This window comes from Mycolicibacter icosiumassiliensis (assembly GCF_900078685.2).
Lineage (GTDB): Bacteria > Actinomycetota > Actinomycetes > Mycobacteriales > Mycobacteriaceae > Mycobacterium > Mycobacterium icosiumassiliensis.
On record NZ_LT546166.1, the window covers coordinates 3,246,995 to 3,271,315 of the forward strand.

Consider the following 24,321-nt stretch of genomic DNA (forward strand, 5'->3'; position numbering starts at 1 on the left):
TCACCTGCGAGGTGCCTTCCACTTGGAACGATTGAACCGTCGACAAGTCCAATTATTCCTTGCAGGACAGGCACTTTCGCTCATCTACACACCTTCACAAGGCGCATTTCGCGAAAAATCTGGGCTAGGTCCCCGTCATTGCAGCGGGTCGAGGAAGGATCGGCAGCGGTATATAGCGCCCAAGACGCGAGTGCCGTCCGCGGTCGCCGGTACGCCGGTACGCCGGTACGCCGGTACGAATATCGAGCTGACAGATATCGCTTGGTTCGCGGCAACGACGCCAGCAACGATCAGTGTGGAGTCGATACTCGTGTTCATCCGCGTCCGTGATCAGACGCCCGCGTCGCGGGCTGCCCATTCGCTGCTCAGCTGAAGCGAAAGAATACGGCGCCGCCGGCACCGTTACCACCGCCCATTTTCTCGTAGCCTGATTTGCCGGAACCGCCGGTACCTCCTGCGCCGATGCTACCGGTGATCTCGGTAATTGAAGAAGTAATAGCGACGGTGCTGGTGGCCCAGATGCCGGCGCTGCCGCCGGACCCGCCAAAACTGCCAAATGCGCCACCGGAGCCGCCACCACCACCAGGTGCTCCACCGTCGCCGCCCCGACTATTGAGGCCGGCTGTGCCAGGGTTGCCGCCCATGTACGTTTGTCCGTTGAAATCTTTGTTTCCGGGTATCGCACCGGCGCTCGAGTAGGTGAGTTGCCCATTGCTGCCACCGGCACCACCTGCCGCCGTCAACGTAGTACCACCCGTGGGTTTCGCAGTCGTTGAGCCTCCGGCGGTGCCGGCACCGGAAGTGCTGTAGCCACCGCCACCGCCACCGGCACCGATGACGACCATGTCTACGGAGGTCGCGCCAGCCGGGACGGGCACTGTGTACGGCCCGGGATTGCTGATAACGACGACCTGGGCACTACCTCCCGTACCCACGCCCGCGAAATTCTCGACGAGAGCTTGAGTCTGTGCGGCAAGGTCCAAGAAGTCTGCGGCGAGTTGTGGGTAATTCGGAGTGGTCATAGCCTGTGATCCTATCTTGTCTTGCGATATCTAATTAGTGGCTCACATTGTAAAATCTTGACGGCGAGCTTTCTTGATGAAGTTGTCGTTCCGTCACCACCGCAAAAGATCGAGGTGAGCTGCTACCGGGTCAGATATCGCACAAATTCTCGAAGAAATTCGAGGCAATATCGATGCTGTTTGGGAGCTCGTCTACGAAGTTCGGCCCGAACATAATTACAAAGCCGGTAATGGCGTTCGTTAGCCAAGTAAGTCCGTTCACCATCGGGACGAGAAGTTCAGTGACTGGATCAAAATCTAGCTCAAGTGCGGCAGCGCCACCACAGCAAGCGTCGCTGGCGACGGTCGCTCCTTCCCTATAAGCGAAACCCTCCTCCGCCGCCGCAAGGTAGCCTTGGGCTATAAAACAGCCAACCGAACCAGCTATATTGATAGACAAGCTCACCAAGTTAGCGATAATTTCGACCCATGGCGCTATGCTGACCACATAAAGTAACTCATCACCTAGCATTTTTACGGCATCTGACCATTCATCCACGGCGGCCGCAAGTTCAGTCTCACCAGACATATTTATCGCCAATCCTATTGATGAGGTTTAGTAAAAGTAAAAGAATGCTCCGCCGGAGCCGCCCGCGCCGCCGTTAGGTACCACTCCTGATGCGGGAACACCTGTGCCGCCAACACCGCCCGCGCCGACCGTACCGGTGATCTGCTCCATCGAGGAAGTAAGGGTCACCGTGTCAGCATTCCAAGTGCCAGCCAAGCCGCCCCCACCTCCAACGCCACCAATAGCACCGCCACCGCCGCCGGCGCCAGGGACGCCGCCGACGTTACCTGGCCCATCGACCGCCTGCTGGCCTGGATTTCCGCCGACATAACTTTGGCCGTTGAAGTCGTAAGTTCCCGGTGCGCTCCCAAGGGTGGCCGGATTGGTGGTGCCCCCGCCGCCTCCTCCGACGCCTGGCGCTGACAAATTGGAGGCGCCGGCTATGGAGGCGTTTGTTCCTCCGCTTCCCCCTCCTCCGGCGGCGCCCGAACCTCTGCCGCCACCTCCCCTCCGCCGGAAATAACCACCCGGTCGACATGAGTTACGCCGACCGGAATGGGCACTGTATAAGGTCCAGGCGTGGTGATTGCGACAATATTCGAGTCGCCGGGTCCTGTGTCCTTGAATCTATTGGATAGGTTGAGGAGCTGAGTGCGGAGGTTCGCAAACGACGCTGCAAGTTGAGGGTAATTTGGCGAAGTCATGAAGACGTTTCTAGTAGGCTACCGCGAGGCTTGTCAACAGTTTCTTGTATTATTTGCCGACCGCAATGCGTTTTTAGCAATCGTCGGGCCAGAGTGCTAGCGGCGGCCGGCGGTCCCGTCATCGACCGCGCCACCACTCCTTGCCTTCGTCATTTTTGCCTTCCGGCTAAACCGAGGAAAATATTTCCTGGACTTGACCGTGCCGCCGTCGGTGTTTTCTGGAATTTTAGGGCGTTTTCGAGCGGTCCGATGCGCAACGCTGCTATGGTGGCGATCTGTAAGCCGACATCCGGAGGACGCATCTGCGCGTAGGGATGCCCTTGTTGGCTTGCGTCCATTCGGTGGCCGAAACCGGGGTCCACAAGCATGTGAATTGTTCTTCTAACTAAGGGTCGCGCGACAGTTCATCGACCTGACTTGTCGTTAATGTCGTTGCGATCGAAGCACGTACTGAGAGTGCGCTAAAAATACCGTTTGTAGTTGCTGCGCGCGTGCCGTGACTTTTATCGAATATATATTTGTTATTGTCGCCCCGTCGGAACCGGGGCGATCCTCGAGCACTTGAAAACCAGACTCATGGAACCGCGAACCGGACAGCCACAGCCACAGCCACCATTGCGCAGGATCTTGCCTTGTTCATAGACGGCCTGGGATGACTGGCGAGGTGTCGACGTTGATTCACCCTGCGTAGGCCCTGGGTGCGGGAGCTGCTGGACCGCAAGACCGCGCCGAAAGGCACGGCGCTCTTCCTGGTTCGGACGAACGAAGCGAACCCGGTGGCTCCACGATGATCACTAGGGCAAGACGCTGGCCGCCAAGCTGTTGGACTGCCCAGACGACGAGACCCCGGAATATCTCGCCGACGGACTGACCGAATCCGGGAATGACCGCCGCCCAGGTGGTCCTGCTTGGCCTGGTCCTGGGTGCGATTGGAGGGCCGCACGCCCAAGGACGCCTGGCGTGGTCCCTCGGAGATCTCCCGCAAGTACCTGGGCTTCCTGTCGGCCAACGGCTACACCCTGGCCGAGGTGGAGCAGGCGAGCCTCGGGCGCCGCAGCGCTGATGAACTCCAGGCACGGCTGACCGGGCAGTAAGCGTCGGCGTCCGTCTTAGGAGGGCCCGGCCTCGAGTTCCTCTCGGGGCCGGGCTCCTTCGCGTCGTACTCCCCCACCCGCCGCGAGCTTGAACCCGAGCTGGCCATTGTGCGCCAGGCGGCAACGTTGCTCGGTGAGGCCAAGCCCCGCCCAACAGGCTCTACCCGGTGATCGACCGACTTGTCGACGCTGGTACTCCGGTTGACCGCTGTTGCACAGTCCTTGGCATCGCCCGCCAGAACTACTACAAGCACAAGCGAAAACCGACTACTGCCACCCATCTGCGCGGCCAATGGTTGACCGACTGATCCTCGAGATCCACGGCGGCCCTGCGGCATCTACGGCTATCGTCGCGTACACGCCGAGCTGACCCTCGACGTGAGACAAGCCGCATTACCGCTTGTCAGCGCATCCTTGCACGACACTGAATTTGAGGCCCCACACGATCCGGCGCAGGGAAGGCTGCCGCCGTTACGCCGGCACCGGTGCGTCTGCCGCCACGTCGCTCAACGGCGGCACCCGGGTGGCCCGCACGTAGACGGTGTCGCCCTCGGCCAGCGCGAGCGCTTCGGCGTCCCCGCGGGTGATCTGGGCGGTGAATGGCACTCCCGTGGCGGCGTTAGTGAGCTCGACCCGCACCTCGAAGCCCAGCGCCACCACCCGGTCGACGGTGGCACGCAGCACCCCGACCCCGTCGGCACCGTCTACCGTTGCCGCGGACACCGCCATGTCGGGAGTGCGGCCGACCCGGATGTCGTGCGGACGGACCAAAGCTCCGTTGAGCGAGGACACCGCGCCCAGAAACGACATGACGAACGCGTTCGCCGGCGCGTCGTAGACCTCGGTCGGGGTACCGAGTTGCTCGATGCGGCCCCGATTCAGCACGGCGATCCGGTCCGCGACGTCCAGCGCCTCGGCCTGGTCGTGAGTGACCAGCACCGTGGTGACATGCACCTCGTCGTGCAGGCGACGCAGCCAGGCCCGCAGGTCTTCGCGGACCTTGGCGTCCAGCGCACCGAACGGCTCATCGAGCAGCAGCACCTGCGGGTCCACCGCAAGGGCCCGTGCCAGGGCCATCCGCTGACGCTGACCGCCGGACAGCTGGTTGGGGTAACGGGTCTGAAAACCGCTGAGCCCCACCACTTCCAGCAAGTTGTCTACTTTTTCCTTGATCTCGGGCTTGGGCCGCTTGCGGATCTTGAGCCCGAACGCCACGTTGTCGCGCACCGTCATGTGCTTGAACGCCGCGTAGTGCTGGAAGACGAATCCGATGCCGCGCCGTTGCGGCGGCACACCGGTGACGTCGACCCCATTGATGGTGACTGTTCCGCTGTCCGGGTGGTCCAGGCCGGCGATAGCCCGCAGCAGAGTCGACTTGCCCGAGCCGCTCGGGCCGAGCAGCGCCGTGAGCGAACCGGACGGGACCGCGAAGTCGACGTTGTCCAAGGCAACGAAGTCGCCGTAGCGCTTGTTCGCCCCGCGCACCGTAATTGCGTTGCTCATTTGTCTCCCTTTCCGGCCCGCACGTCGAGCACCACCTGAACGATCAAGACCAACACCGACACTGTCATCAGCAGCGTGGACAAGGCGTAGGCGCCATATTCGGCGCCGCGGTTGTAACGGTCGGACACCAGCAATGTCAGCGTCTGAGACTTTCCGGGCAGGTTCGACGAGACGATCAACACCGCGCCGTACTCGCCCAGGGTGCGTGCCACCGTCAGCACGATCCCGTACGTCAGCCCCCAACGGATCGACGGCAGCGTGATCCGCCAGAACGTCTGCCACCAGCTCGAACCCAGCGTGGCCGACGCTTCTTCCATATCGGTGCCGAGCTCGTGCAGCACCGGTTCGACTTCCCGGATCACGAACGGCAGCGTGACGAAGATGCTGGCCAGCACGATGCCGGGCAGGCCGAAGATGATCTTGAAGCCCCAGTCGTTCTCGACAAAGCCCAGCAACCCCGCTGACCCCCACAGCACGACCAGCGCCACACCGACGATCACCGGCGAGACTGCGAATGGCAGGTCGATGACCGCTTGGAGCACGCCCTTGCCGCGGAACTTGTTGCGCGCCAGTACCAATGCCGTCGGGATACCGAAGATGACGTTCAACGGCACCACGATCGCCACCACCAGCAGCGACAGTTGCAGCGCCGAGATCGCTGCCGGCGTGGAGATGTAGTCGAAGAACTGTCCGAACCCGGGAGCGAAGCTGCGCCACAAGATCAATGACACCGGGACGATCAGCAGCAGGCCGATGTAGGCCACCGCCAGCGAGCGGAACAGATAGCGGAACTTCCGTGACGACGTCATATCAGGACCTCTCCTGCCGCTTGCCCACTCGCGACCCCAGCACCCGCAACGCGAGCAGCACCAGGAACGAGATCGCGAGCAGCACCAACGAGATCGCCGCCGCACCGGTGCGGTCGTCGTTCTCGATCAGCGTGCGGATCCACTGCGAGGAAACTTCGGTCTTACCGGGCACCGCGCCACCGATCAACACCACCGAACCGAACTCGCCGATCGCCCGGGAGAACGCCAGCCCCGCCCCCGTCAGCAGCGCCGGCGTCAGGGCCGGCAACACCACGGCGCGGAAGATGGTCAGCCCGGACGCCCCCAGGGACGCAGCCGCCTCCTCGACCTCACGATCGATCTCCAGCAACACCGGTTGCACGGACCGCACCACGAAGGGCAGCGTGACGAACGCCAGCGCCAGGCCAACGCCCCAGGCGGTGTGCTGCAGGTGCACGTGCACCGGGCTGGCCGGGCCGTAGAGCGCCAGCATCACCAGACTGGCGACGATGGTGGGCAGCGCGAACGGCAGGTCGATGATCACATCGATGAAGCGCTTACCAAAGAAGTCGTCACGCACCAGCACCCACGCGATCAACAGGCCGAACACCAGGTTGAGCACGGTGACGCCGGCCGCGATCGTCAGCGTCACCCGAAACGACTGCAGGGCGGCGTGCGAGGTGACCGCCAATTGGAACGCACGCCATCCGCCGCCGCCCGCCTGCCAGGCGATCGCGGCCAGCGGCGCCAACACGATCAGCGACAGCCACACCGCGGCAACACCGACCCGCAGGGACACCCTTTCCCGTCGCAGACCGGTGTGGCCACCACCGCCGCCGGGCCGAGTCTCCTCGGCGACCAGTGCCGCGCTCATCCGGTGACCCGGGTGTAGATCTTGGTAATGGCGCCGCTCGACTTGTCGAAGAGGGAGTTGTCGACAACGTCCCACCCGCCGAGGTCCGCGACCGTCCACAACTTGTCGGGATCTGGGAACGCGTGGCGGAATTCGTCGGCGATGCTCGGGTCGGCCGGACGGAAGCCGGCTTCGGCCCAGAGGCGTTGCGCCGCCGCCGTGTACTGGAAATTCTTGAAAGCGGTGACGGTGTCAAGGTGCCGACTGGAAGTCACTACGGCCAATGGGTTTTCGATCTTGAAGGTCTGGGACGGGTTGACGTGTTCCACCGGCTTGCCCTTGCGCTCGACCGCTATCGCCTCGTTCTCGTAGCTGATCAGCACGTCGCCGCTGCCCTGCAGGAACACATCGGTGGCCTCGCGACCCGAACCCGGGCGCAGCTTGAAATGGTCACCGACCAGCTGCTCGATAAAGTCCAGGCCGGCCTGCGGGTTCTTGCCGCCCTCGCTCTTGACCGCATAGGGAGCCAGCAGATTCCATTTGGCCGATCCAGAGCTCAGCGGGCTGGGGCTGATCACCTCGACGCCGGGCCGCAGCAGGTCGTCCCAGCCGTTGATGTGCTTGGGATTGCCCTGCCGGACCACCAAGGTCACCACCGAACCGAACGGGATTCCCCGGGTGACATCGGCGTTCCAGTCCTCGGCGACCTTGCCGGCCTTCACCAAGCGGGTGACGTCGGGCTCCACGGAAAAATTCACGATGTCGGCGGGTTTGCCGCTGGCGACCCCGCGGGACTGATCGCCCGATGCGCCATAGGAGGTGACAATCTGAACGTCGGAGCCCTCCTCGGTGTTGTAAAAGGCCGGGATCACCCTGCTCCAACCAGGTTCGGGAACCGCATAGGCCACCAACGTCAGGGTGGTGTGCGCGTCGGAGCGCTCGCCGCCGCCAATGACATCGCTGGGTCCGCCGCCGCACCCGGCGAGCGTGGTGACTGCCATGGCGGCGGCCAGCGCCAGCGCGACGCTGCGCGCGATGGTGTTGGGCATTGATGACCTTTCCGGGCGAATCCGTTTAGACGTCGGCAAGAATGCTTGTCCGTCGGATCGTGAAAGGCGTTCAATTCTCCAGAACGTGCCTCAATAAAGACGAGACCGGTACGCCGACGGGTGCGGAATCAACGACAACAGTGCAGGTCGGCCACAGCGGAGGTGATCACGGCGAGCTTCGGGAACGCCAAAAACTGGCGCCGCCGGTCACCGGTCGCTGCGAACATGCGGGGAAGCATAACAGAGGGGCAGCTCCCGGCCCGGTTCGGCGGGGCTAGCCGGTCAGCGCGTCAGCAGCCAACTGACGATTACCAGCAAAATCAGGCCGACCAGCACCAACGTCACCTGCGAACGAGGCATCAGCGGGCCCCACCGTCACGACCGTGCCGGACCCGCTCCTGCACGCGAATTCCCTCTCCCAGCGCCGCGTCCAGCACCGAGGCCAGGCCGTAGGCCAGCAACAACACCACCGGCATCACCACCGCGGTCTGTACCACGAAGCCGAGGCCGGACAGCCACAGCTCAACACCGTCCCACCAGCTCAGGAAGCCCACCACCCCGTCTACCCTAGGCGGGCCGGCAGCCGAAGCCAACATCGCCCGATCCGGGTAGACGTGCGCCATGCCGCCAGAGATGATGACGGAATGGACCTGCACACCCCGCCGGGCGATGCACCCGCCAAGACCGCCCCGGAAGTCACCACGCCTGCCGGAGGCACCAACACCGCGGCTGCGCCGCCACCGCCCCTGTCGGCGACCGCTCCGGTGCCGTACGCGGCGACACAGAGCCAGGTCCGCAACCCGTTTCCCCCGATCGCCGACTACGCATTTCTGTCGGACTGCGAGAACACCTGCCTGATCTCGGCGGCCGGTTCGGTGGAGTGGATGTGCCTGCCCCGCCCGGACTCCCCCAGCGTCTTCGGCGCCCTCCTGGACCGCAGCGCCGGGCACTTTCGGCTCGGACCCTACGGGGTATCGGTACCTGCGGCCCGGCGCTACCTGCCCGGCAGCCCGATCATGGAGACCACCTGGCAGACCCACACCGGCTGGCTGATCGTGCGCGACGCGCTGGTGATGGGCAAATGGCACGACATCGAGGCACGGTCCCAGACCCACCGGCGCACCCCCACCGATTGGGACGCCGAACACATCCTGCTGCGCACCGTGCGCTGCGTCAGCGGTACCGCCGAGCTGACGATGAGCTGCGAGCCGGCGTTCGACTATCACCGCACCAGCGCGACCTGGGAATACTCGTCCAACGCCTACGGCGAGGCGATCGCGCGGGCCCGGCAGAACCCGGACGCCCACCCGACGTTGCGGTTGACGACGAATCTTCGGCTGGGACTGGAGGGCCGTGAGGCCCGGGCTCGCACCCGGCTGACCGAGGGCGACGACGTCTTCGTGGCCTTGAGCTGGTCGAAACACCCTGCGCCGCAAAGCTATGCTGAGGCCGCCGACAAGATGTGGAATACCACCGAGTGCTGGCGCCAATGGATCAACATCGGCAACTTCCCGGACCATCCGTGGCGGTCCTATCTGCAGCGCAGCGCGCTGACGCTCAAGGGCCTGACCTATTCACCGACCGGAGCCCTGCTAGCCGCACCCACGACGTCGCTGCCCGAAACACCTCAGGGCGAACGGAATTGGGATTACCGGTACAGCTGGGTGCGCGACTCAGCGTTCACCCTGTGGGGGTTGTACACGCTGGGGCTGGACCGCGAGGCCGACGATTTCTTCTCGTTCATCGCCGACGTGTCCGGCGTCAACAACGGGCAGCAACATCCGTTGCAGGTGATGTATGGCGTCGGCGGGGAGCATGAACTGGTCGAGCAGGAGCTGGACCACCTGTCCGGCTACGACAACGCCCGCCCGGTGCGGATCGGCAATGGTGCCTACAACCAGCAACAGCACGACATCTGGGGCACCATGCTCGACTCGGTCTACCTGCACGCCAAGTCCCGCGAGCAGATCACGGAGGCCCTGTGGCCAGTGCTGAAACGCCAGGTGGAAGAGGCGATCAAGCACTGGCGCGAACCCGACCGGGGTATCTGGGAGGTGCGCGGCGAACCGCAACACTTCACGTCATCGAAGGTGATGTGCTGGGTGGCGCTGGACCGCGGGTCGAAGCTGGCCGAGCTGCAAGGCGCGGTCTCCTACGCCAAGCAGTGGCGCGCGATCGCCGAGGAGATCAAGGCGGACGTGCTGGCCAACGGGGTCGATGCCCGCGGCGTGCTGACCCAAACCTACGGGAGCACCGCACTGGACGCCTCGTTGCTGCTGGTGGTGCTCACCCGGTTCCTGCCGGCCGACGACCCGCGGGTGCGCGCTACCGTCATGGCGATCGCCGAAGAACTCACCGAAGACGGCCTGGTGCTGCGCTATCGCACCGAGGAGACCGACGACGGACTGTCCGGAGCCGAGGGCACCTTCACCATCTGCTCGTTCTGGCTGGTCTCGGCGTTGGTAGAGATCGGCGAGGTCAGCCGGGCCAAGCATCTGTGTGAGCGGCTGCTGTCGTTCGCCAGCCCACTGCACCTCTATGCCGAGGAGATTGAGCCCCGCACCGGTCGGCACCTAGGCAACTTCCCGCAGGCCTTCACGCACTTGGCGCTGATCAACGCCGTCGTCCACGTAATTCGGGCCGAGGAAGAGGCCGACTCCACCGGAGGGTTCCAGCCGGCGAACGCGCCGATGTAGGGCCCGTGTTTCGCGCGAGCGTAAAGCCAGCTTCACGTTCGGCCCGGGATCAGCCGCTGAGGTTGCGGATCTTGTCCAGCATCGCCCGGGCCAGGTCCGCGGCCGTGGTGTCGCCGGCGGGCGGGGCGCCGGAGTGGTCATCATCCTCGACGAACCAGAACACGTCGACGTCGACGACACAATTCACCCGCGCCGCGAGCGCCCGCGAAACCCGCAGTCCCGCTTCACCGTCCACACTTGTGCGCACAGTGGCCACCAATACCGCATCCCGGTCGGAGACGTCGGTGACCTCGCCGCTGGCCTCGCTGTCAGCCCCGCTGTCCCGCGTCACCCTACTGGACGAACTTCTCGAAGAGCGCGTCGGCGTCTGCCGCGCTGTCGAGCGCGATCACCGCCTCGCCCACCCCGGTCAGCGGCGAATCACCGTCGCTGGAGCTGTCCCAGAACTCGTGGGCGACGTCGCGCACCCGCGCGGCGCTGTAGACGCCGCGCTGACCGCCCACCGCGGCGCCGACACAGTCTTCCGGCTCAGCCGACTCCCACGCGTCGGGTAGCTCATCGAGGCCGCCGAACCGCGGCGGTATCGAGGGGTCACTGCGAAAGGGCTGGCCGGTCAGCTTCGCCAGCTCTGAGTCGTCGAGCAACACCTGCCGGACCGCCATCCCGGTCACCGGCGTGGGCGCCAATCCCGGTGCAGGACGCACGGTTCCGGATACCACCGTGGTGCACCCGCCGGCCAGCAGCACGACCGGCACCGCGCCCGCCGCGATTATGCCTGCCCGAAAGGCCACTACTTCTTGGCCTTATCCCCGGCAGAACCCCCGCTGTCGGTGGACAGTGCCGCGACAAACGCCTCTTGCGGCACCTCGACCCGGCCGATGGTCTTCATCCGCTTCTTGCCCTCTTTCTGCTTTTCCAGCAGCTTGCGCTTACGGGTGATGTCACCGCCGTAGCACTTGGACAACACGTCCTTGCGGATGGCCCGGATGTTTTCGCGGGCAATGATTCTCGAACCGATCGCGGCCTGCACCGGCACTTCGAACTGCTGACGCGGAATCAGCTCCTTGAGCTTGGTGGTCATCTTGTTGCCGTAGGCCGAGGCCGAGTCTTTGTGGACGATCGCACTGAACGCGTCCACCGCCTCGCCCTGCAGCAGGATGTCGACCTTGACCAAGTCGGCTTCCTGCTCGCCGGCCTCCTCGTAGTCCAGGCTGGCGTACCCGCGAGTGCGCGACTTCAGCGAGTCGAAGAAGTCGAAGATAATCTCGCCCAACGGCATGGTGTAGCGCAGCTCAACGCGCTCCGGTGAGAGGTAGTCCATACCGCCGAGTTCCCCACGGCGAGACTGGCACAGTTCCATGATGGTGCCGACGAACTCGCTCGGAGCGATCACGGTGGTCTTGACCACGGGCTCGTAGACCGAGCGGATCTTGCCTTCCGGCCAGTCCGACGGGTTGGTGACGACGATCTCGGTGTTGTCCTCGGCGATCACCCGGTAGACGACGTTGGGCGAGGTGGAGATCAGGTCCAAGCCGAATTCGCGTTCGAGCCGTTCCCGGGTGATCTCCATGTGCAGCAGGCCCAGGAAGCCACAGCGGAAGCCGAAACCCAGCGCCACCGAGGTTTCCGGTTCGTAGGTCAGCGCGGCATCGTTGAGCTGCAGCTTGTCCAGGGCTTCACGCAGGTTGGGGTAATCCGAGCCGTCCACCGGGTACAACCCGGAGTAGACCATCGGCTTGGGCTCGCGGTATCCGGTGAGTGCCTGGGTGGCTCCGCCCCGGGCGGTGGTGACGGTGTCGCCGACCTTGGACTGGCGCACATCCTTCACGCCGGTGATCAAGTAACCCACCTCGCCGACGCCGAGTCCCTTGGCAGCCTTGGGTTCGGGCGAGACGATGCCAACTTCGAGCAGCTCGTGGGTGGCACCGGTGGACATCATCGCGATCTTCTCGCGAGGGGTGATCTTGCCGTCGACGACCCGAACGTAGGTCACCACGCCGCGGTAGATGTCGTAGACGGAGTCGAAGATCATCGCCCGGGTGGGCGCATCGGGGTCGCCGGTGGGCGCTGGCACCTGCTTCACCACTTCGTCGAGCAGTTCGGCCACGCCTTCGCCGGTCTTACCGGAAACCTTCAGCACGTCCTGCGGCTCGCACCCGATGATGTGGGCCAATTCCGCGGCGTAACGCTCCGGGTCGGCCGCGGGTAGGTCGATCTTGTTGAGCACCGGGATGATGGTCAGCTCACGGTCCAGCGCCAGGTACAGGTTGGCCAGGGTCTGGGCCTCAATGCCCTGGGCGGCATCGACCAGCAGAATCGCGCCCTCACAGGCCTCCAGCGCGCGCGACACCTCGTAGGTGAAGTCGACGTGACCGGGCGTGTCGATCAGGTGCAGCACGTAATCGCCGGCCGCAGGCCCGTTACCCGCGTTCCGCTCCGGGTTGTCCTTGACCGTCCAGGGCAACCGCACGTTCTGCGCCTTGATGGTGATGCCGCGTTCCCGCTCGATGTCCATCCGGTCCAGGTACTGGGCCCGCATCGATCGGTCGTCGACGACGCCGGTGAGCTGCAGCATCCGGTCGGCCAGGGTGGATTTGCCGTGGTCGATGTGGGCGATGATGCAGAAGTTCCGTATCTGCGCCGGCGCGGTGAAGGTCTGGTCGGCGAAACTGCTGATGGGAATCTCCTGGTGAACGGGGGGCGGTGGTGCCTACTGCCTAGTCAGGGTAGCGAGACGGAGGCTTCAAAACGAAACCCCCGGAGACGATCCTCCGGGAGTTTCGGTTCGAGCTGCGGCTAGGAGTCAAAGATGCCGAAGTATCCCAGCAAGTCACCCCAGGCGTACTGGAGGTAGCTGGCGGCCTCTGCCCAGCCACTGTCGGCGCTATTGGCGATGTCCGCCATGCTGCTCCCGCCGAACAGGTCGCCGGTGCCGCCGTCCCAATCGAGCACCGCGCCGTTGTTCATCGTCGCGTACAACAGCGAGTTGATGCTGTCGTCGAACGGGACCATCGCGCCGTTGTAGACGCTGTAGGCACCGGGGTCAGTGGCCAGTCCGGCCTCCTCCGGGTTGAACCCGTAGACCAGGTGATCGAACGCCGTCGTGCCACTGTCCTGAACCGTCGAGACATCTGCCGACTTGATGATGTCGAAGCCGTCCGGGCCCATGGTGACGTCCGTGGAGGGGACCCCCGCCAGGAAGTTGTCGGTTCCGAAGAGGAAGTTCATCGACGCGATCTCGTTGTCCACCAACGAGGACAGTGGGTCCGTGTCAGCAGATGCCAACGGCGCCAATACGAACGCCGCGCCGGCGGCAAAGCCACCAACGACGACGAATTTGCGCATGCTCATGTTCAATGCCTTTCGTAATGTCTCTCTTTGGCGGTAGTCCACCCAGGAGCCCCCCAGCACCATTACTGAAAGCCGCAGGGGCTCTGTCAGTTTCGTTAATCCTGTTACGCTTGAAACCCTGCGTGATAGCTGCGCAAATCCATATACCTCCTGATAGCCCCTCGGCGCACAGCAGGGCCTGGGCGATCACCCACCGGATTCAGCCAAGGCATCAGTTGCCGGCGAACGCCATGTCGTACATGTCGTTCCGGGCGGTGACTTGCCCCGTTCAAGCACCCCCGGAGGAAAAGCCAAGCCCTCCCCAGACTGCGGTTTCGGCGACTTCCACCCACCGATTGAAATCTTCCGTCCGGCTGACGCGGCGATAGCTCTACGTCAGCCCGTTGAAAAGAAGCCCCCTGTGAATAGATATTCCCGTACCGTACGCCGATGTGCCTCTGGGGACAACACAAGTGGCACATCAGTTTTCGTACAGATTCCTGCGATTTTTGTTTACCTCCACGTCAAAAAGTTGTTGTCGCGGGGCCGCGCTGCCGATGCCCAGATACCGATGCCCGGAACAGGTTTCGCCTATGCTGCGAGCATGGCTTCCCCGCGGAAGACCCCATGGGAGTCGGTGCAGCGATTCGCGGAGAACCTGGTGTTCAACGAAGCCCCACGGTTCATCCGCCAACTCGAGCAGGCACCGCTGGTACAGCAGCGCATCCAGCGCGGTATCGAGCAGGGCATCAAGATCGGTCTGGAGATGCTCAGCGGCGCGACATCGGAGCCGGCGACGGGAATCGCCGCTGGGCGACCGGTGACTGACAGCAGTGCTCCCACCGCGCACCGGGCGCGCCGACTCGTCTACGCCCCCGATCTCAACGGTCGTGCCGACCCGGGTGAGATCGTCTGGACCTGGGTGGCCTATGAGGACATTGCGGGCCAGGGGCCCAAGCAAGGAGAAGACCGACCGGTGCTGGTCGTCGGCCGAGACCGCAACATGCTGCTGGGTCTGATGCTGTCCAGCCGGGAGCGGCATGCCGACGACACGAATTGGGTCGGCATCGGTGCGGGCAGCTGGGATGATGCTCACCGGGTCAGCTGGGTGCGACTCGACCGGGTGCTCGACGTGCCCGAGGAATCGATCCGGCGCGAAGGCGCCATCTTGGAGCGTTCGGTGTTCGAGGTAGTGGCCGCCCGACTCCGCGGCGACTACGCGTGGAGCTGACGGGCCCGCTAGCCCTGGGCGATGTAGTCGCGCAGTTGCTCGTGTTCGGCCTGCAGTTCTTCCATCCGGGACTTGACAATGTCGCCGATACTGACGATCCCGGCCAATCGGCCGTTTTCGAGAACTGGTATGTGCCTCGCGCGGTGTTCAGTCATCAACATGCTGACGTCGTCGGCGGAGTCGGTCTTGGTGCAGGTCGCCACCAAGCGGGTCATGATGGACGACACCGGCCGGGCCAGCAGACTGGCGCCATGGACGTGCAACTGGCGTACCACGTCACGCTCGGAGGCCACCCCCTCCAGGCCCTCGCGTCCGATCACCACCATGGCGCCGATGTTGTGCTCGGCCAAGCCTGCCAGCAACTCCATGACCGTGGCATCCGGATGGATGGTCACCACCGCCGCACCCTTGTTCCGCAATACATCCGCGATCCGCATTGAAGCCTCCCGCCGCAGTGATCTGCTTCACACCAGGCTAGGCCATTTTGCCCGGTCGGGGGCGGCGATAACGAAACTCCACCGATCGCACAACGCGCGAGCGCCATCTGTGGCATATGTGACGTCATGACGATCGAGATCACCCTGCTGGGCACCGGAAGCCCGATCCCCGACCCGAACCGCGCCGGCCCGTCGACCCTGATCCGGGCCGGCGGCCAGCAACTGCTGGTCGACTGCGGACGGGGGGTGCTGCAGCGTTTGGCAGCGGCAGGTTGCTCGGCCAGCACCCTGTCGGCACTGCTGCTCACCCACCTGCACAGCGACCACATCGCCGACCTGGGCGATCTGCTGATCACCCGATGGGTCACCACCTTCACTCCCGACGCCCCGCCGCTGCCGATCATCGGACCACCGGGCACCGCGGAGGTGGTGGAGGCGACCCTGCGAGCCTTCGGTCACGACATCGGCTATCGCATTGCCCACCACGACGATCTGACCGCCCCTCCGCCGGTCGACGTGCAGGAATACACCACGGGTCAGGTCTGGGATCGCGACCGGGTGCAGATCACCGTGGCGCCCACCGACCACCGGCCGGTGACGCCGACCATCGGATTCCGGATCGAGCACACCGACGAAAACGGGACCGCTTCGGTGGTGATGGCCGGCGACACCGTGCCCTGCGACAGCCTCGACGCGCTGGCGGCCGGAGCCGGCGCGCTGGTGCACACCGTCATCCGCGACGACCTCATCGAGTTGCTGCCCCAGCAGCGGATCCGCGACATCTGCGACTACCACTCCTCGGTGGCCCAGGCGGCCGCGACCGCCCGGCGGGCCGGGGTGGGCATTCTGGTGCTGACCCACTATGTGCCTGCCATCGCCCCCGGGCAGGACGAGCAGTGGCGGGCGCTGGCCGCCGCGGAGTTCGACGGGCCGATCGAACTCGGCGACGACCTGCATCGGGTCGAGGTGACCGCCCGCCGATGAGGCGAGTTGGGGAGTTGCCGGACCAGCTGGTACCCTGAACAGCTGTTGCTCCCGTGTCGGGAGGCGAACCCAACTCAAGCTTTTGCGAAGGAAATACTCCGTGGCCAACATCAAGTCGCAGGTGAAGCGCAACCGGACCAACGAGCAAGCCCGGCTGCGCAACCAGTCGGTGAAGTCGGCGGTGCGCACCGCGATCCGTGCCTTCCGCGAGGCCGCCGCAGCCGGCGACAAGGACAAGGCCGGCGTGCTGCTGGTCTCGACCAGCCGCAAGCTGGACAAGGCCGCCAGCAAGGGTGTCATCCACAAGAACCAGGCTGCCAACAAGAAGTCGGCGCTGGCGAAGGCGCTCAACCAGCTCTGACCTAGCGGATTGTCCGCAAGCGCAGGCCCCTGATTCCACTGGCGAACAGGGGCCTTCGTGTTGCCTGGATCAGCGGTCGGCCAACTCGGCGACTCCGCGGACCGCGGCCTCCAATGCGTAGTCGGCATCGGCGGCGGCGCCCTTGACGTCGGCGTTGAGGGCGGCCACCAGCCGCACCGCGGCCGCCATCGTCCCCGGCGACCAGAACCGGGCCTGCTTCTGCGCCTTCTGCACCCGCCAGGGCGGCATGCCCAGCTCACCGGCCAGCCGGTAGGGATCGCCCGACTTGGACCTGACCCGGGCGATGGTGTGAATCGCCTCGGCCAGGGCGTCGGCCAGCACCACGTGCGGTTCGCCACGAATCATCGCCCAGCGCAGCGCCTCGGTGGCACCGGCGACATCACCGACGACGGCCCGATCGGCGACGTCGAACCCTTTCACCTCGGCTTTCCCACTGTGATAGCGGCGCACCGCGATGGCGTCGACGTGCCCACCGGTGTCCGCGACCAGCTGTGAACAGGCCGCGGCGAGTTCGCGGATGTCAGAGCCCACCGCATCGAGCATCGCCGTCACGGTGTCGTCGTCGACCCGGACCTTGAGCCCGCGGAATTCGGCCCGGACGAAGTCAGCACGTTCGGAGGCCTTGGTGATGCGGGCGCAGGCATGCACCTGGGCGCCGAGTTCCCGCAACTGCCCGGCCAGTGCCTTGGCCCGCCCAGCGCCGGAATGGACCACCACCAGCACGGTGCCCGGCGGGACGTCCTCAGCGGTGGCGGCAATCAGCGCCACGGCTTCCTTGCCGGCTTCAGCCGCTGCCTCGAGCACCACCACCCGTTCGTCGGCGAACAGCGACGGGCTCAGTAACTCAGCGAGCTCGCCCGCCTCGACTTCACCGGCCCGCAACCGGTCCACCGGGATGTCGATGCTGCCGGCCTGTGCCCGTACCCCGGCGAGTACCTGGCCAACGGCTCGTTCGACCAGCAGTTCCTCGTCCCCGAGGATCAGATGCAGTGGCGAAACCGGTTGGCTCACCCACCAATCGTGTCACGCTGCGCCGACACTCGCCCAGGCGGTCAACACCTGCGCCGCGGACCACGCCAGCAGGCATAGCCCCAGCGCGGACAGCACCCGACGGCACCACCGCCATCGCCAACACACCACCACCAAGACTGCGGCGGCACCGACACCGACGACCCCCGCCGCTCCCTCCGGCACCGGCACGGTGGCGGAGGGGATGCCGCCCGACCAGCGCGCGACGCGGCACACCCACCACAACTCCGGCCCGGTGAAACGGATCAACAGGTAAGCGCCCGCCGGCCACCACCCGCACAACACCGCCGCTGCGCTGCCCAGCACCGTGATCGGCGCGACCAGCGCCGCCACCGCCAGGTTGGCCACGGTACTGACCAGGCTGAGCCGCCCGGAGATGCCGGCGATCAACGGCGCGGTGACCAGGTTGGCCGCCCACGCCACGCAGACCGCGGCGGCCAGCGGCCGAGGCCACCCATGGGCCACCAGTCGGGCGGTCCAGACCGGCGCGATGAGCACCAACGCCGTAGTGGCCACCACCGACAGCGCGAACCCGACGTCGACGGCCAGGTGCGGGGCCAACGCCAGCAGCAGCAGCACACTGGTGGCCAGACTCGGCACGGCCTGGCGGCTGCGCGCGGACAGCACGCCCAACAGCGCGATGGCCCCCATCACCGCCGCCCGCAGCACACTGGCCGTGGGCTGCACCACGATCACGAAGGCGATCAGCGCAATTCCGGCCAGCATCGCGGCGGCCCGCGGTCCGACCAACCGCGCCGAGAAAAGCATCGCGCCGCAGACGATCGTCACATTGGCGCCGGAGACCGCCATCAGATGCGTCAGCCCCGCGGCCCGAAAGTCGCGGCCGGTGGCGGTCGTGATCGCCGAGGTGTCGCCGAGCACCAATGCAGGCAGCATCCGGGCCTGCTCGTCGGGCAGTACGCGCGCCGCGGCGGCCGCGAACCGGGCCCGAACCCGATGTGCCGCCCGCGCGATGGGGCCGGGCTGGCCGCGCGCCGGAGCGCCGGTGGCCGTGAGCACCGCCACCGAAAGGTCGCGCCGGGCCGGGCGGCCCACCTTGGCGCGGAAGGCCATCGACTGGCCGACCATCACCTCGCCGAATTCGGCGCCGGAGGCGAACACCACCACCCGGCCCGAGGCGACGGTGTCGTCGAGGCGCTGCAAGGTAGCCCGGAACATCACCCGACGGGCGCCGGCCGGCAGTGGGCTCTCGCTCGGGGTGACCGTCACCGCCGCAGTTGTGCCGCACAGCGCGGTGATCGGGTGGTGCTCGACGGAGTCGGTACGCAGCGCGACGGCCCAGCCGAAGCCCGCCCCCGCCATCGATGCCGCGGCAACCGCCGCACTCACCAGCCGCCAGCCGGGGCGCCGCAGCCGTCCGGCGTACCAGCGCAGCGCGCTGGCGGCCACCGCCAGCAGCGCACACAGGACGGCCGCCGCGCCGCCGATCTGCCACTGGATGCCGGCCGCCGTGACCAGCCAGCCGACCACCGCCGCCGGTACCAGCCGAACGTCGAGCCTGGCCGCCGGTTCGGCCGCTGGCGGCGTCACGCCTCAGACACGAACCAGGGCACGCAGCTTCTCCAGGCGTGCCGGGCCGATTCCGTCGACGTCGCCGAGCTGATCGACGCGGGTGAACTTCCCGTGGCTGTCGCGCCAGGCCACGATGGCGGCGGCGGTCACCGGACCCACCCCGGGCAGCGCGTCGAGCTGCTCGACTGTCGCGGTGTTGAGATTGACCGGCTCGCCTGATTGGGGCTCGGGGCCGGCCGCCGTGGGTGCGGTGCGGGTGGCGGGTGCTTCGGGCACCGGCGCGACGGCGCCGACCGAACTGCCCAGTACCGGCAGCCCCGTCGGCGGTGCCAGACCGACCACGATCTGTTCGCCGTCGACCAATGGCCGGGCCAGGTTCAGCCCGACGGTATCCGCGCCGTCGAGGGCACCGCCGGCCGCGGTGAGCGCATCGGCGATGCGGGATCCGGGCGCCAACGTGGCCAGACCCGGTTTGTGCACCAGGCCGACCACGCTGACCACGACCTGCTCGACGGGCGGCGCCGAGCTGGCAGCCGGTTCGTCGGTGCGCGCGCTGGCGGTTGAAACCATCTCCACCGGCGGCAGTTTGGCGCTGCGCACTGGCGCGGGCTGATCACGCAGCACGGTGAACACCGTGATGAGCACCGCCACCGCGGCGATCACCGCTAAGGCGATTGCGCCGGCTCGGCCCGGGTCGGCTCGCACTTTGGCAAGCCAGCCCGCGTCGGACGCGCCGTCAGGCAGCCAACGCGGCAGCAGCGAATTCGGGTCAGTCTCGTCGTCGGCGTCGGCGGTGCGTTCGCCAGGATCGGGTTCGGGCAGCAGGCCGAGTCGACGCTGCAGCCGCTCGCCGGGTAGTTCTGATGCCATGCGCCGACGGTAGGTGCCGGCACCGTCAGACCGGTTCGCTCACCGCACGATCCAGGCCGGACTGTGGATCAAACCCGGACTGTGCGAAACCGGCTCCGGCACCCCGCGGTTACGGGTTCAGCCACTCCCCTACGTCGTGCGAGATGCCCGACGACGGCGCATAGCGGACCTTCGCCGCGGTGACCCCGGTGGGCAGCGCGAAGACCACACAGCCGGTGTTGGACGATCCGGCGGGGATCAGGAACCAGCCGTAGGCGAAGTCCTTGCACTCGGTCACGGTGGCGAAATCGGCTTGGTAGTTCTGGTTGTCGGAACCGACCACCGTGACGTCACTGTTGCTGTTGCCGACGATGGTCGTGGTTCCGGCGTTCTTGATGCGTAGCTTGGTCGCGAGGTAGGTCTTGCCCGCCGCGCCCCAGCCGTTCGGGACGGTCGCCGGTGCGATCACCTCGGTCAGCGTCACGGCGATCTGCTGCCCGCCGATCCGCATCAGGTCCAGCGTCTGACCGATGTGCGCGGCCGGGCGCGGCGCAGATGTTTGCTTGGCGTCCGGCTTGGCCTCCTCCGCCGGCCCCGCCGAGCACGACGCGAGAGACAAAACCAGAACACCGAGCGCGACGACCCACCGTCTCATGGGGTCCAGCCTACAAAAGCGCACGCTCAGCCCTCCCCGAACGGCCGCGGAAGTGGCGATTAGGGTGCATACCAACCGTGAGTTCACCCAACCAACCGGGAGGTCGACGTGAGACTGGCACTGAGCGCGGAGGAAGCAGCATTCCGCGACGAAATGCGGACCTTCTTCACCACCGAGATCCCCGCCGACATTCGCGAACGCAGTCGGTTGGGCCATTCGAACTTTCCCGACGACATCGTCACCACCCAGCGGATCCTCAACGCCAACGGCCTGGCGGTACCGAACTGGCCGGTCGAGTGGGGCGGCAAGGACTGGACGCTGACCCAGCACCAGATCTGGCACGACGAGATGCAGTTGGCCTCGGTGCCCGAACCGCTGACCTTCAACGCCAAGATGGTCGGCCCGGTGATCGCGGAATTCGGTTCCCAAGCGATCAAGGAACGCTTCCTGCCCGCCACCGCCAACCTGGACATCTGGTGGTGCCAAGGCTTCTCCGAGCCCGAAGCCGGCTCCGACCTGGCAAGCCTGCGCACCACGGCGGTGCGCGACGGCGACAGCTACATCGTCAACGGGCAGAAGACCTGGACCACGCTCGGCCAGTACGCGGACTGGATCTTCTGCCTGGTACGCACCGACCCGCAGGCCCCCAAGAAGCAGGCCGGAATCTCCTTCCTGCTGTTCCGGGTAGACACTCCGGGTGTGACTATGCGGCCGATCAAACTGATCGACGGCGGCTACGAGGTCAACGAGGTGTTCTTCTCCGACGTGCGGGTGCCCGCTGATCAGCTGGTCGGTGAGGAGAACCACGGCTGGACCTACGCGAAATTCCTGCTGGGCAACGAGCGGACCGGCATCGCCGGGGTAACCCGTACCAAGGTGCGTGTTGCCGAACTCAAGCAGCGCGCCAAGGCGTTGGGGGCCCTCGAAGATCCATTGTTCGCCGCACGAGTCGCCGAACTCGAAAACGATCTACTGGCACTAGAGCTCACCCAGATGCGGGTGTCGAGCGACTCCGCCGACGGCAAGCCGAACCCGGCATCGTCGGTGCTCAAGCTGCAGGGCAGCCAGCTGCAGCAGGCCGCCACCGAGCTGTTCGTGGAACTGGCCGGCCCCGATGTCCTGCCCTTCGAGGCAGGCGACGGCATCGCAACGCCCACCTGGGCTCAGGACGCTGCACCGACGTACCTGAACTACCGCAAGACCTCGATCTACGGCGGCAGCAACGAGGTACAGCGCACCATCATCGCCTCGACCATTCTCGGCCTTTAGGAGGTAGGACAGCTATGGACTTCCAACTCAGCGACGAGCAGGTTCTGCTGCGCGACACCACCCGTTCGATGTTGTCGGGCTATGACACCGAAACCCGCAACAAGGTCATCGAGGCCGAACCCGGATTCAACCCCGAGGTGTGGAAACAACTGGCGGACATCGGGATTCTCGGTCTGGGCTTCGACCCCCAGGAGTCCGGCCCGCTGGAGATCATGGTGGTGCTCACCGAGATCGGCCGGCGGGTGGCGCCGGAGCCCGTCGTGCACGGCGCACTCGGGCCGGGCGCACTGATCGCTGATCGCGGCACCGCCGAGCAGCGTGCGTTGCTCGACACCGTCGCCGAGGGCGACCACGTCCTGGCGCTCGCCCACACCGAGCCGGGCATGCGGGGAACCGCCGGCAAGGTGACCACCACGGCTGTGCCGCAAGGCGGTTCGTGGCAGCTGACCGGACGTAAGAACCCGGTGTTGACCGGGGATCGCGCCGACACACTGGTAGTCAGCGCCGCATTGCCGGACGGCGCGACGGGGCTGTTCCTGGTCGAGGGAGGCGCCGACGGCGTGACCCGCCAGCCCTACCGGACCTTCGACGGCCAGCGCGGCGCCCAGATCGACTTCGCCGACACCCCGGCCACCGCGCTGGGTGAGGCCACCGACGCCTCGGCCGCCATCGAGCGCGCGATGATTCGCATCTCCTCGGCCCTGTGCGCCGAGGCGGTCGGCGCGATGGAGGAGGCTTTGCGGCTGACCACCGACTACCTCAAGACACGCAAGCAGTTCGGGGTCACGCTCAACACCTTCCAGACCCTGACTCAGCGCGCCGCCGACATGTACGTGTCACTGGAGCTGGCCCGCAGCATGAGCATGTATGCGGCGATGTCGCTCGCCGACGACAACTACGACCCGGTGATCGCGGCGCGCGCCAAGCTGCAGGTCGGCCGCTCCGGGCGCCACATTGCTCAGGAGGCCATCCAGTTGCACGGCGGGATTGGGGTGACCTGGGAGTATCCGGTCGGCCACCTTGCGGCCCGGCTCACCGCGATCGAGCACACCCTGGGTTCGTCGCAGGACCAGCTGCACGTGCTGATCGACAACCTGGGCGGCTACGACCTGGCCAAGCTGTAATTCCCTAGAAGTGGTAACCGATCTGGGCACCGACGTCGTGGGCGAACGCCGCATCCAGTCGGCGCGCCAGGGCGTCGTCGCGACACCGTAGCCTGCCGGCTCCGGCCAGCGCCGACGCCCGATGCGCGCCGAAGTACAGGCTGCCCAGCACATCCAGGTCCAACTCGACTTCGGCCTCCGCCTCGGTCGGGGTGCAGTCGGCGAGTCCGTCGCGGATCGTGAGGGCGAATCGCCCACCATCGCTGCGGAATCCGTCGTGCACCCCGATGACGACGGACAAGTCGCCGGCGTAGCGGCGAGCCATCAACACCGTGGGGATGTCCATCATCCGCAGCCACAACGCGTCTGACCGACCGGTGGTGGTGGCCAGCCGGGTATCGGTCAGCAGGTACGGCATCGGATCGTCCGGGTAGGTTTCGATCACGATCTTGCCCATCAGGTCCAGCCCCAGCAGTCCCCGCCACAACGCGGCGTGCGCGTCGGGGGTGCCGGCTCGGAACTCGCCGATCCGCGCCGACCTCGGGTGTTCGCCGTGCGCCCGGTAGAGCACGTAGCCGTCGGGGTGCAGCAGCCCGAACCATTCGGTGCCGCCCTCGCGGGTGTTCTCCCGATCTGCGAGCAGGTCGTCCCAGAGCGCCACGGGACGAGCCAACCCGCCTGGGACGCGCTGACGCCACCGCTGGTAGACCGCAGCAAACTCGTCTCGGCTGTCGGCGGGTTTGACCAGCCGTACCCCGCCGGGATCGGGTGCGTCGGCATGCAACTGGGCGAACCGCCGGTCGATGGTCAGCTCGTGGTCCACCGTCGCCGGGCCATAGCCGAACCGCCCGTAGATGCCGCCCTCACTGGCGGTCAACGCCGCAATCGGGTAACCCGAATCAGCCATGCGCCGGTGTAATTCGTCGTACATCATCCGGAGCACACCCCGTCGGCGGTGCGTCGGAGCCACCACCACAAAGCTGACACCGGCCGCCGGCAGCACCGCCCCGCCCGGCACCGTCAACTCCATATCCAGGTAGCCCGACATTCCCACGACCGCATCACCGTCGCAGACCACGATGACGCTGTCGGGAGTTGTCAGGGTTCGCCAGGCGACCATCGATTCGGCGTCCCAGTCCTCAGCGAATCCGACGGCAGCCAGCACCGCCATCGCTGGCCAATCGTCATCGGTAGCGGTCCGCAGGGTCAGTGTTTGGGTTAGGGTGCCGGTCACGCCGATCGAGGCTGCCACAAACACTCTGA

General features: G+C 66.0%; 24 protein-coding genes. 7 read left to right on the top strand and 17 right to left on the bottom strand.

Annotated elements, in window-relative coordinates:
• Positions 1 to 365: 365 nt before the first annotated feature.
• On the bottom strand, positions 366 to 1,022 hold the full coding sequence (locus BN4346_RS39475) for a hypothetical protein (protein ID WP_154677616.1): 657 nt from the start codon (positions 1,020 to 1,022) through the stop codon (positions 366 to 368).
• Between the two features lie 130 nt (positions 1,023 to 1,152).
• Positions 1,153 to 1,590 (bottom strand): hypothetical protein, encoded by a 438-nt coding sequence (locus BN4346_RS39480; protein ID WP_067974490.1) that lies wholly within the window; start codon positions 1,588 to 1,590, stop codon positions 1,153 to 1,155.
• Between the two features lie 1,591 nt (positions 1,591 to 3,181).
• Here BN4346_RS39480 and BN4346_RS47770 point away from each other — a divergent pair.
• Entirely contained in the window at positions 3,182 to 3,367 is a 186-nt protein-coding gene (locus tag BN4346_RS47770; protein WP_154677617.1) for a hypothetical protein, read from the top strand.
• Between the two features lie 471 nt (positions 3,368 to 3,838).
• Here the strand turns inward: BN4346_RS47770 and BN4346_RS39485 are convergent, their stop codons facing one another.
• From BN4346_RS39485 to BN4346_RS39505, 5 genes are all read right to left on the bottom strand, one after another.
• On the bottom strand, positions 3,839 to 4,870 hold the full coding sequence (locus BN4346_RS39485) for a sulfate/molybdate ABC transporter ATP-binding protein (protein WP_067974493.1): 1,032 nt from the start codon (positions 4,868 to 4,870) through the stop codon (positions 3,839 to 3,841).
• Positions 4,867 to 5,679, bottom strand: coding sequence for a sulfate ABC transporter permease subunit CysW (gene cysW / locus BN4346_RS39490; RefSeq protein WP_067974495.1), 813 nt, complete (start codon positions 5,677 to 5,679; stop codon positions 4,867 to 4,869). The genes BN4346_RS39485 and cysW overlap by 4 nt, the downstream gene beginning before the upstream one ends.
• 1 nt (position 5,680) lies before the next feature.
• Positions 5,681 to 6,532, bottom strand: coding sequence for a sulfate ABC transporter permease subunit CysT (cysT, locus tag BN4346_RS39495; RefSeq protein WP_067974498.1), 852 nt, complete (start codon positions 6,530 to 6,532; stop codon positions 5,681 to 5,683).
• Complete coding sequence (locus tag BN4346_RS39500; RefSeq protein WP_067974499.1) at positions 6,529 to 7,560, bottom strand: extracellular solute-binding protein; 1,032 nt, start codon at positions 7,558 to 7,560, stop codon at positions 6,529 to 6,531. Before BN4346_RS39500 ends, cysT begins: the two co-directional genes overlap by 4 nt.
• 359 nt (positions 7,561 to 7,919) lie before the next feature.
• Positions 7,920 to 8,117, bottom strand: coding sequence for a hypothetical protein (locus BN4346_RS39505; RefSeq protein WP_047320021.1), 198 nt, complete (start codon positions 8,115 to 8,117; stop codon positions 7,920 to 7,922).
• 87 nt (positions 8,118 to 8,204) lie between these two features.
• Between BN4346_RS39505 and BN4346_RS39510 the strand changes: the two genes are divergently transcribed.
• Positions 8,205 to 10,256 (top strand): glycoside hydrolase family 15 protein, encoded by a 2,052-nt coding sequence (locus tag BN4346_RS39510; protein ID WP_067975032.1) that lies wholly within the window; start codon positions 8,205 to 8,207, stop codon positions 10,254 to 10,256.
• Between the two features lie 49 nt (positions 10,257 to 10,305).
• Here the strand turns inward: BN4346_RS39510 and BN4346_RS49535 are convergent, their stop codons facing one another.
• From BN4346_RS49535 to BN4346_RS39525, 4 genes are all read right to left on the bottom strand, one after another.
• Positions 10,306 to 10,587, bottom strand: coding sequence for a sensor domain-containing protein (locus tag BN4346_RS49535; protein ID WP_208863253.1), 282 nt, complete (start codon positions 10,585 to 10,587; stop codon positions 10,306 to 10,308).
• A gap of 1 nt (position 10,588) precedes the next feature.
• The gene (locus tag BN4346_RS49540) at positions 10,589 to 11,047 is read right to left on the bottom strand and encodes a sensor domain-containing protein (RefSeq protein WP_208863254.1); all 459 of its coding nucleotides are present in this window, start codon (positions 11,045 to 11,047) and stop codon (positions 10,589 to 10,591) included.
• Complete coding sequence (gene lepA, locus BN4346_RS39520) at positions 11,047 to 12,939, bottom strand: translation elongation factor 4 (protein ID WP_078058735.1); 1,893 nt, start codon at positions 12,937 to 12,939, stop codon at positions 11,047 to 11,049. The genes BN4346_RS49540 and lepA overlap by 1 nt, the downstream gene beginning before the upstream one ends.
• A gap of 113 nt (positions 12,940 to 13,052) precedes the next feature.
• A complete protein-coding gene (locus BN4346_RS39525; protein WP_067974506.1) occupies positions 13,053 to 13,607 on the bottom strand; it encodes a hypothetical protein in 555 nt (184 codons plus the stop codon).
• 583 nt (positions 13,608 to 14,190) lie between these two features.
• Between BN4346_RS39525 and BN4346_RS39530 the strand changes: the two genes are divergently transcribed.
• Positions 14,191 to 14,817, top strand: coding sequence for a type II toxin-antitoxin system PemK/MazF family toxin (locus BN4346_RS39530; protein ID WP_067974509.1), 627 nt, complete (start codon positions 14,191 to 14,193; stop codon positions 14,815 to 14,817).
• A gap of 8 nt (positions 14,818 to 14,825) precedes the next feature.
• On the opposite strand, the gene BN4346_RS39535 is transcribed toward BN4346_RS39530, so the two are convergent.
• Complete coding sequence (locus BN4346_RS39535; protein WP_067974511.1) at positions 14,826 to 15,254, bottom strand: CBS domain-containing protein; 429 nt, start codon at positions 15,252 to 15,254, stop codon at positions 14,826 to 14,828.
• A gap of 126 nt (positions 15,255 to 15,380) precedes the next feature.
• Between BN4346_RS39535 and BN4346_RS39540 the strand changes: the two genes are divergently transcribed.
• Together BN4346_RS39540 and rpsT are read left to right on the top strand one after the other, a co-directional pair.
• Positions 15,381 to 16,238 carry a ribonuclease Z gene (locus tag BN4346_RS39540; protein WP_067974514.1) on the top strand — a complete coding sequence of 286 codons (858 nt, stop codon included), beginning with the start codon at positions 15,381 to 15,383 and terminating at the stop codon, positions 16,236 to 16,238.
• Positions 16,239 to 16,338: 100 nt separating this feature from the next.
• A complete protein-coding gene (gene rpsT, locus BN4346_RS39545; protein ID WP_024440738.1) occupies positions 16,339 to 16,599 on the top strand; it encodes a 30S ribosomal protein S20 in 261 nt (86 codons plus the stop codon).
• A gap of 69 nt (positions 16,600 to 16,668) precedes the next feature.
• On the opposite strand, the gene holA is transcribed toward rpsT, so the two are convergent.
• The 4 genes from holA to BN4346_RS39565 all read right to left on the bottom strand — a co-directional run bounded on the left by holA (position 16,669) and on the right by BN4346_RS39565 (position 20,686).
• Complete coding sequence (holA, locus tag BN4346_RS39550; RefSeq protein WP_067974517.1) at positions 16,669 to 17,631, bottom strand: DNA polymerase III subunit delta; 963 nt, start codon at positions 17,629 to 17,631, stop codon at positions 16,669 to 16,671.
• Between the two features lie 12 nt (positions 17,632 to 17,643).
• Complete coding sequence (locus BN4346_RS39555; protein WP_067974520.1) at positions 17,644 to 19,200, bottom strand: ComEC/Rec2 family competence protein; 1,557 nt, start codon at positions 19,198 to 19,200, stop codon at positions 17,644 to 17,646.
• A 3-nt stretch (positions 19,201 to 19,203) separates the two neighbouring features.
• Positions 19,204 to 20,052: a ComEA family DNA-binding protein gene (locus tag BN4346_RS39560; RefSeq protein ID WP_067974523.1), complete on the bottom strand. Its 849-nt coding sequence runs from the start codon at positions 20,050 to 20,052 to the stop codon at positions 19,204 to 19,206.
• 109 nt (positions 20,053 to 20,161) lie between these two features.
• Complete coding sequence (locus BN4346_RS39565; RefSeq protein ID WP_067974526.1) at positions 20,162 to 20,686, bottom strand: DUF4352 domain-containing protein; 525 nt, start codon at positions 20,684 to 20,686, stop codon at positions 20,162 to 20,164.
• Positions 20,687 to 20,794: 108 nt separating this feature from the next.
• On the opposite strand from BN4346_RS39565, the gene BN4346_RS39570 reads away from it, so the two are divergent.
• Together BN4346_RS39570 and BN4346_RS39575 are read left to right on the top strand one after the other, a co-directional pair.
• Positions 20,795 to 21,955: an acyl-CoA dehydrogenase family protein gene (locus BN4346_RS39570; protein ID WP_067974530.1), complete on the top strand. Its 1,161-nt coding sequence runs from the start codon at positions 20,795 to 20,797 to the stop codon at positions 21,953 to 21,955.
• Positions 21,956 to 21,969: 14 nt separating this feature from the next.
• Positions 21,970 to 23,079, top strand: a complete 1,110-nt coding sequence (locus BN4346_RS39575; protein WP_067974533.1) for an acyl-CoA dehydrogenase family protein — start codon at positions 21,970 to 21,972, stop codon at positions 23,077 to 23,079.
• 4 nt (positions 23,080 to 23,083) lie between these two features.
• Here BN4346_RS39575 and BN4346_RS39580 read toward each other — a convergent pair whose 3' ends face one another.
• Entirely contained in the window at positions 23,084 to 24,292 is a 1,209-nt protein-coding gene (locus BN4346_RS39580) for an enhanced intracellular survival protein Eis (protein ID WP_096867713.1), read from the bottom strand.
• Between the last annotated feature and the right edge of the window lie 29 nt (positions 24,293 to 24,321).

Excerpts from the sequence above, each read along its gene's own strand:
- BN4346_RS39525 (WP_067974506.1), bottom strand. The coding sequence starts at position 13,607 with ATGAGCATGCGCAAATTCGTCGTCGTTGGTGGCTTTGCCGCCGGCGCG.
- BN4346_RS39485 (WP_067974493.1), bottom strand. The coding sequence starts at position 4,870 with ATGAGCAACGCAATTACGGTGCGCGGGGCGAACAAGCGCTACGGCGAC.
- BN4346_RS39500 (WP_067974499.1), bottom strand. The coding sequence starts at position 7,560 with ATGCCCAACACCATCGCGCGCAGCGTCGCGCTGGCGCTGGCCGCCGCC.
- BN4346_RS39480 (WP_067974490.1), bottom strand. The coding sequence starts at position 1,590 with ATGTCTGGTGAGACTGAACTTGCGGCCGCCGTGGATGAATGGTCAGAT.
- cysT (WP_067974498.1), bottom strand. The coding sequence starts at position 6,532 with ATGAGCGCGGCACTGGTCGCCGAGGAGACTCGGCCCGGCGGCGGTGGT.
- BN4346_RS39565 (WP_067974526.1), bottom strand. The coding sequence starts at position 20,686 with ATGAGACGGTGGGTCGTCGCGCTCGGTGTTCTGGTTTTGTCTCTCGCG.
- cysW (WP_067974495.1), bottom strand. The coding sequence starts at position 5,679 with ATGACGTCGTCACGGAAGTTCCGCTATCTGTTCCGCTCGCTGGCGGTG.
- BN4346_RS39560 (WP_067974523.1), bottom strand. The coding sequence starts at position 20,052 with ATGGCATCAGAACTACCCGGCGAGCGGCTGCAGCGTCGACTCGGCCTG.
- BN4346_RS39575 (WP_067974533.1), top strand. The coding sequence starts at position 21,970 with ATGGACTTCCAACTCAGCGACGAGCAGGTTCTGCTGCGCGACACCACC.
- BN4346_RS39530 (WP_067974509.1), top strand. The coding sequence starts at position 14,191 with ATGGCTTCCCCGCGGAAGACCCCATGGGAGTCGGTGCAGCGATTCGCG.
- BN4346_RS39510 (WP_067975032.1), top strand. The coding sequence starts at position 8,205 with ATGGACCTGCACACCCCGCCGGGCGATGCACCCGCCAAGACCGCCCCG.
- BN4346_RS39475 (WP_154677616.1), bottom strand. The coding sequence starts at position 1,022 with ATGACCACTCCGAATTACCCACAACTCGCCGCAGACTTCTTGGACCTT.
- BN4346_RS39535 (WP_067974511.1), bottom strand. The coding sequence starts at position 15,254 with ATGCGGATCGCGGATGTATTGCGGAACAAGGGTGCGGCGGTGGTGACC.
- BN4346_RS39540 (WP_067974514.1), top strand. The coding sequence starts at position 15,381 with ATGACGATCGAGATCACCCTGCTGGGCACCGGAAGCCCGATCCCCGAC.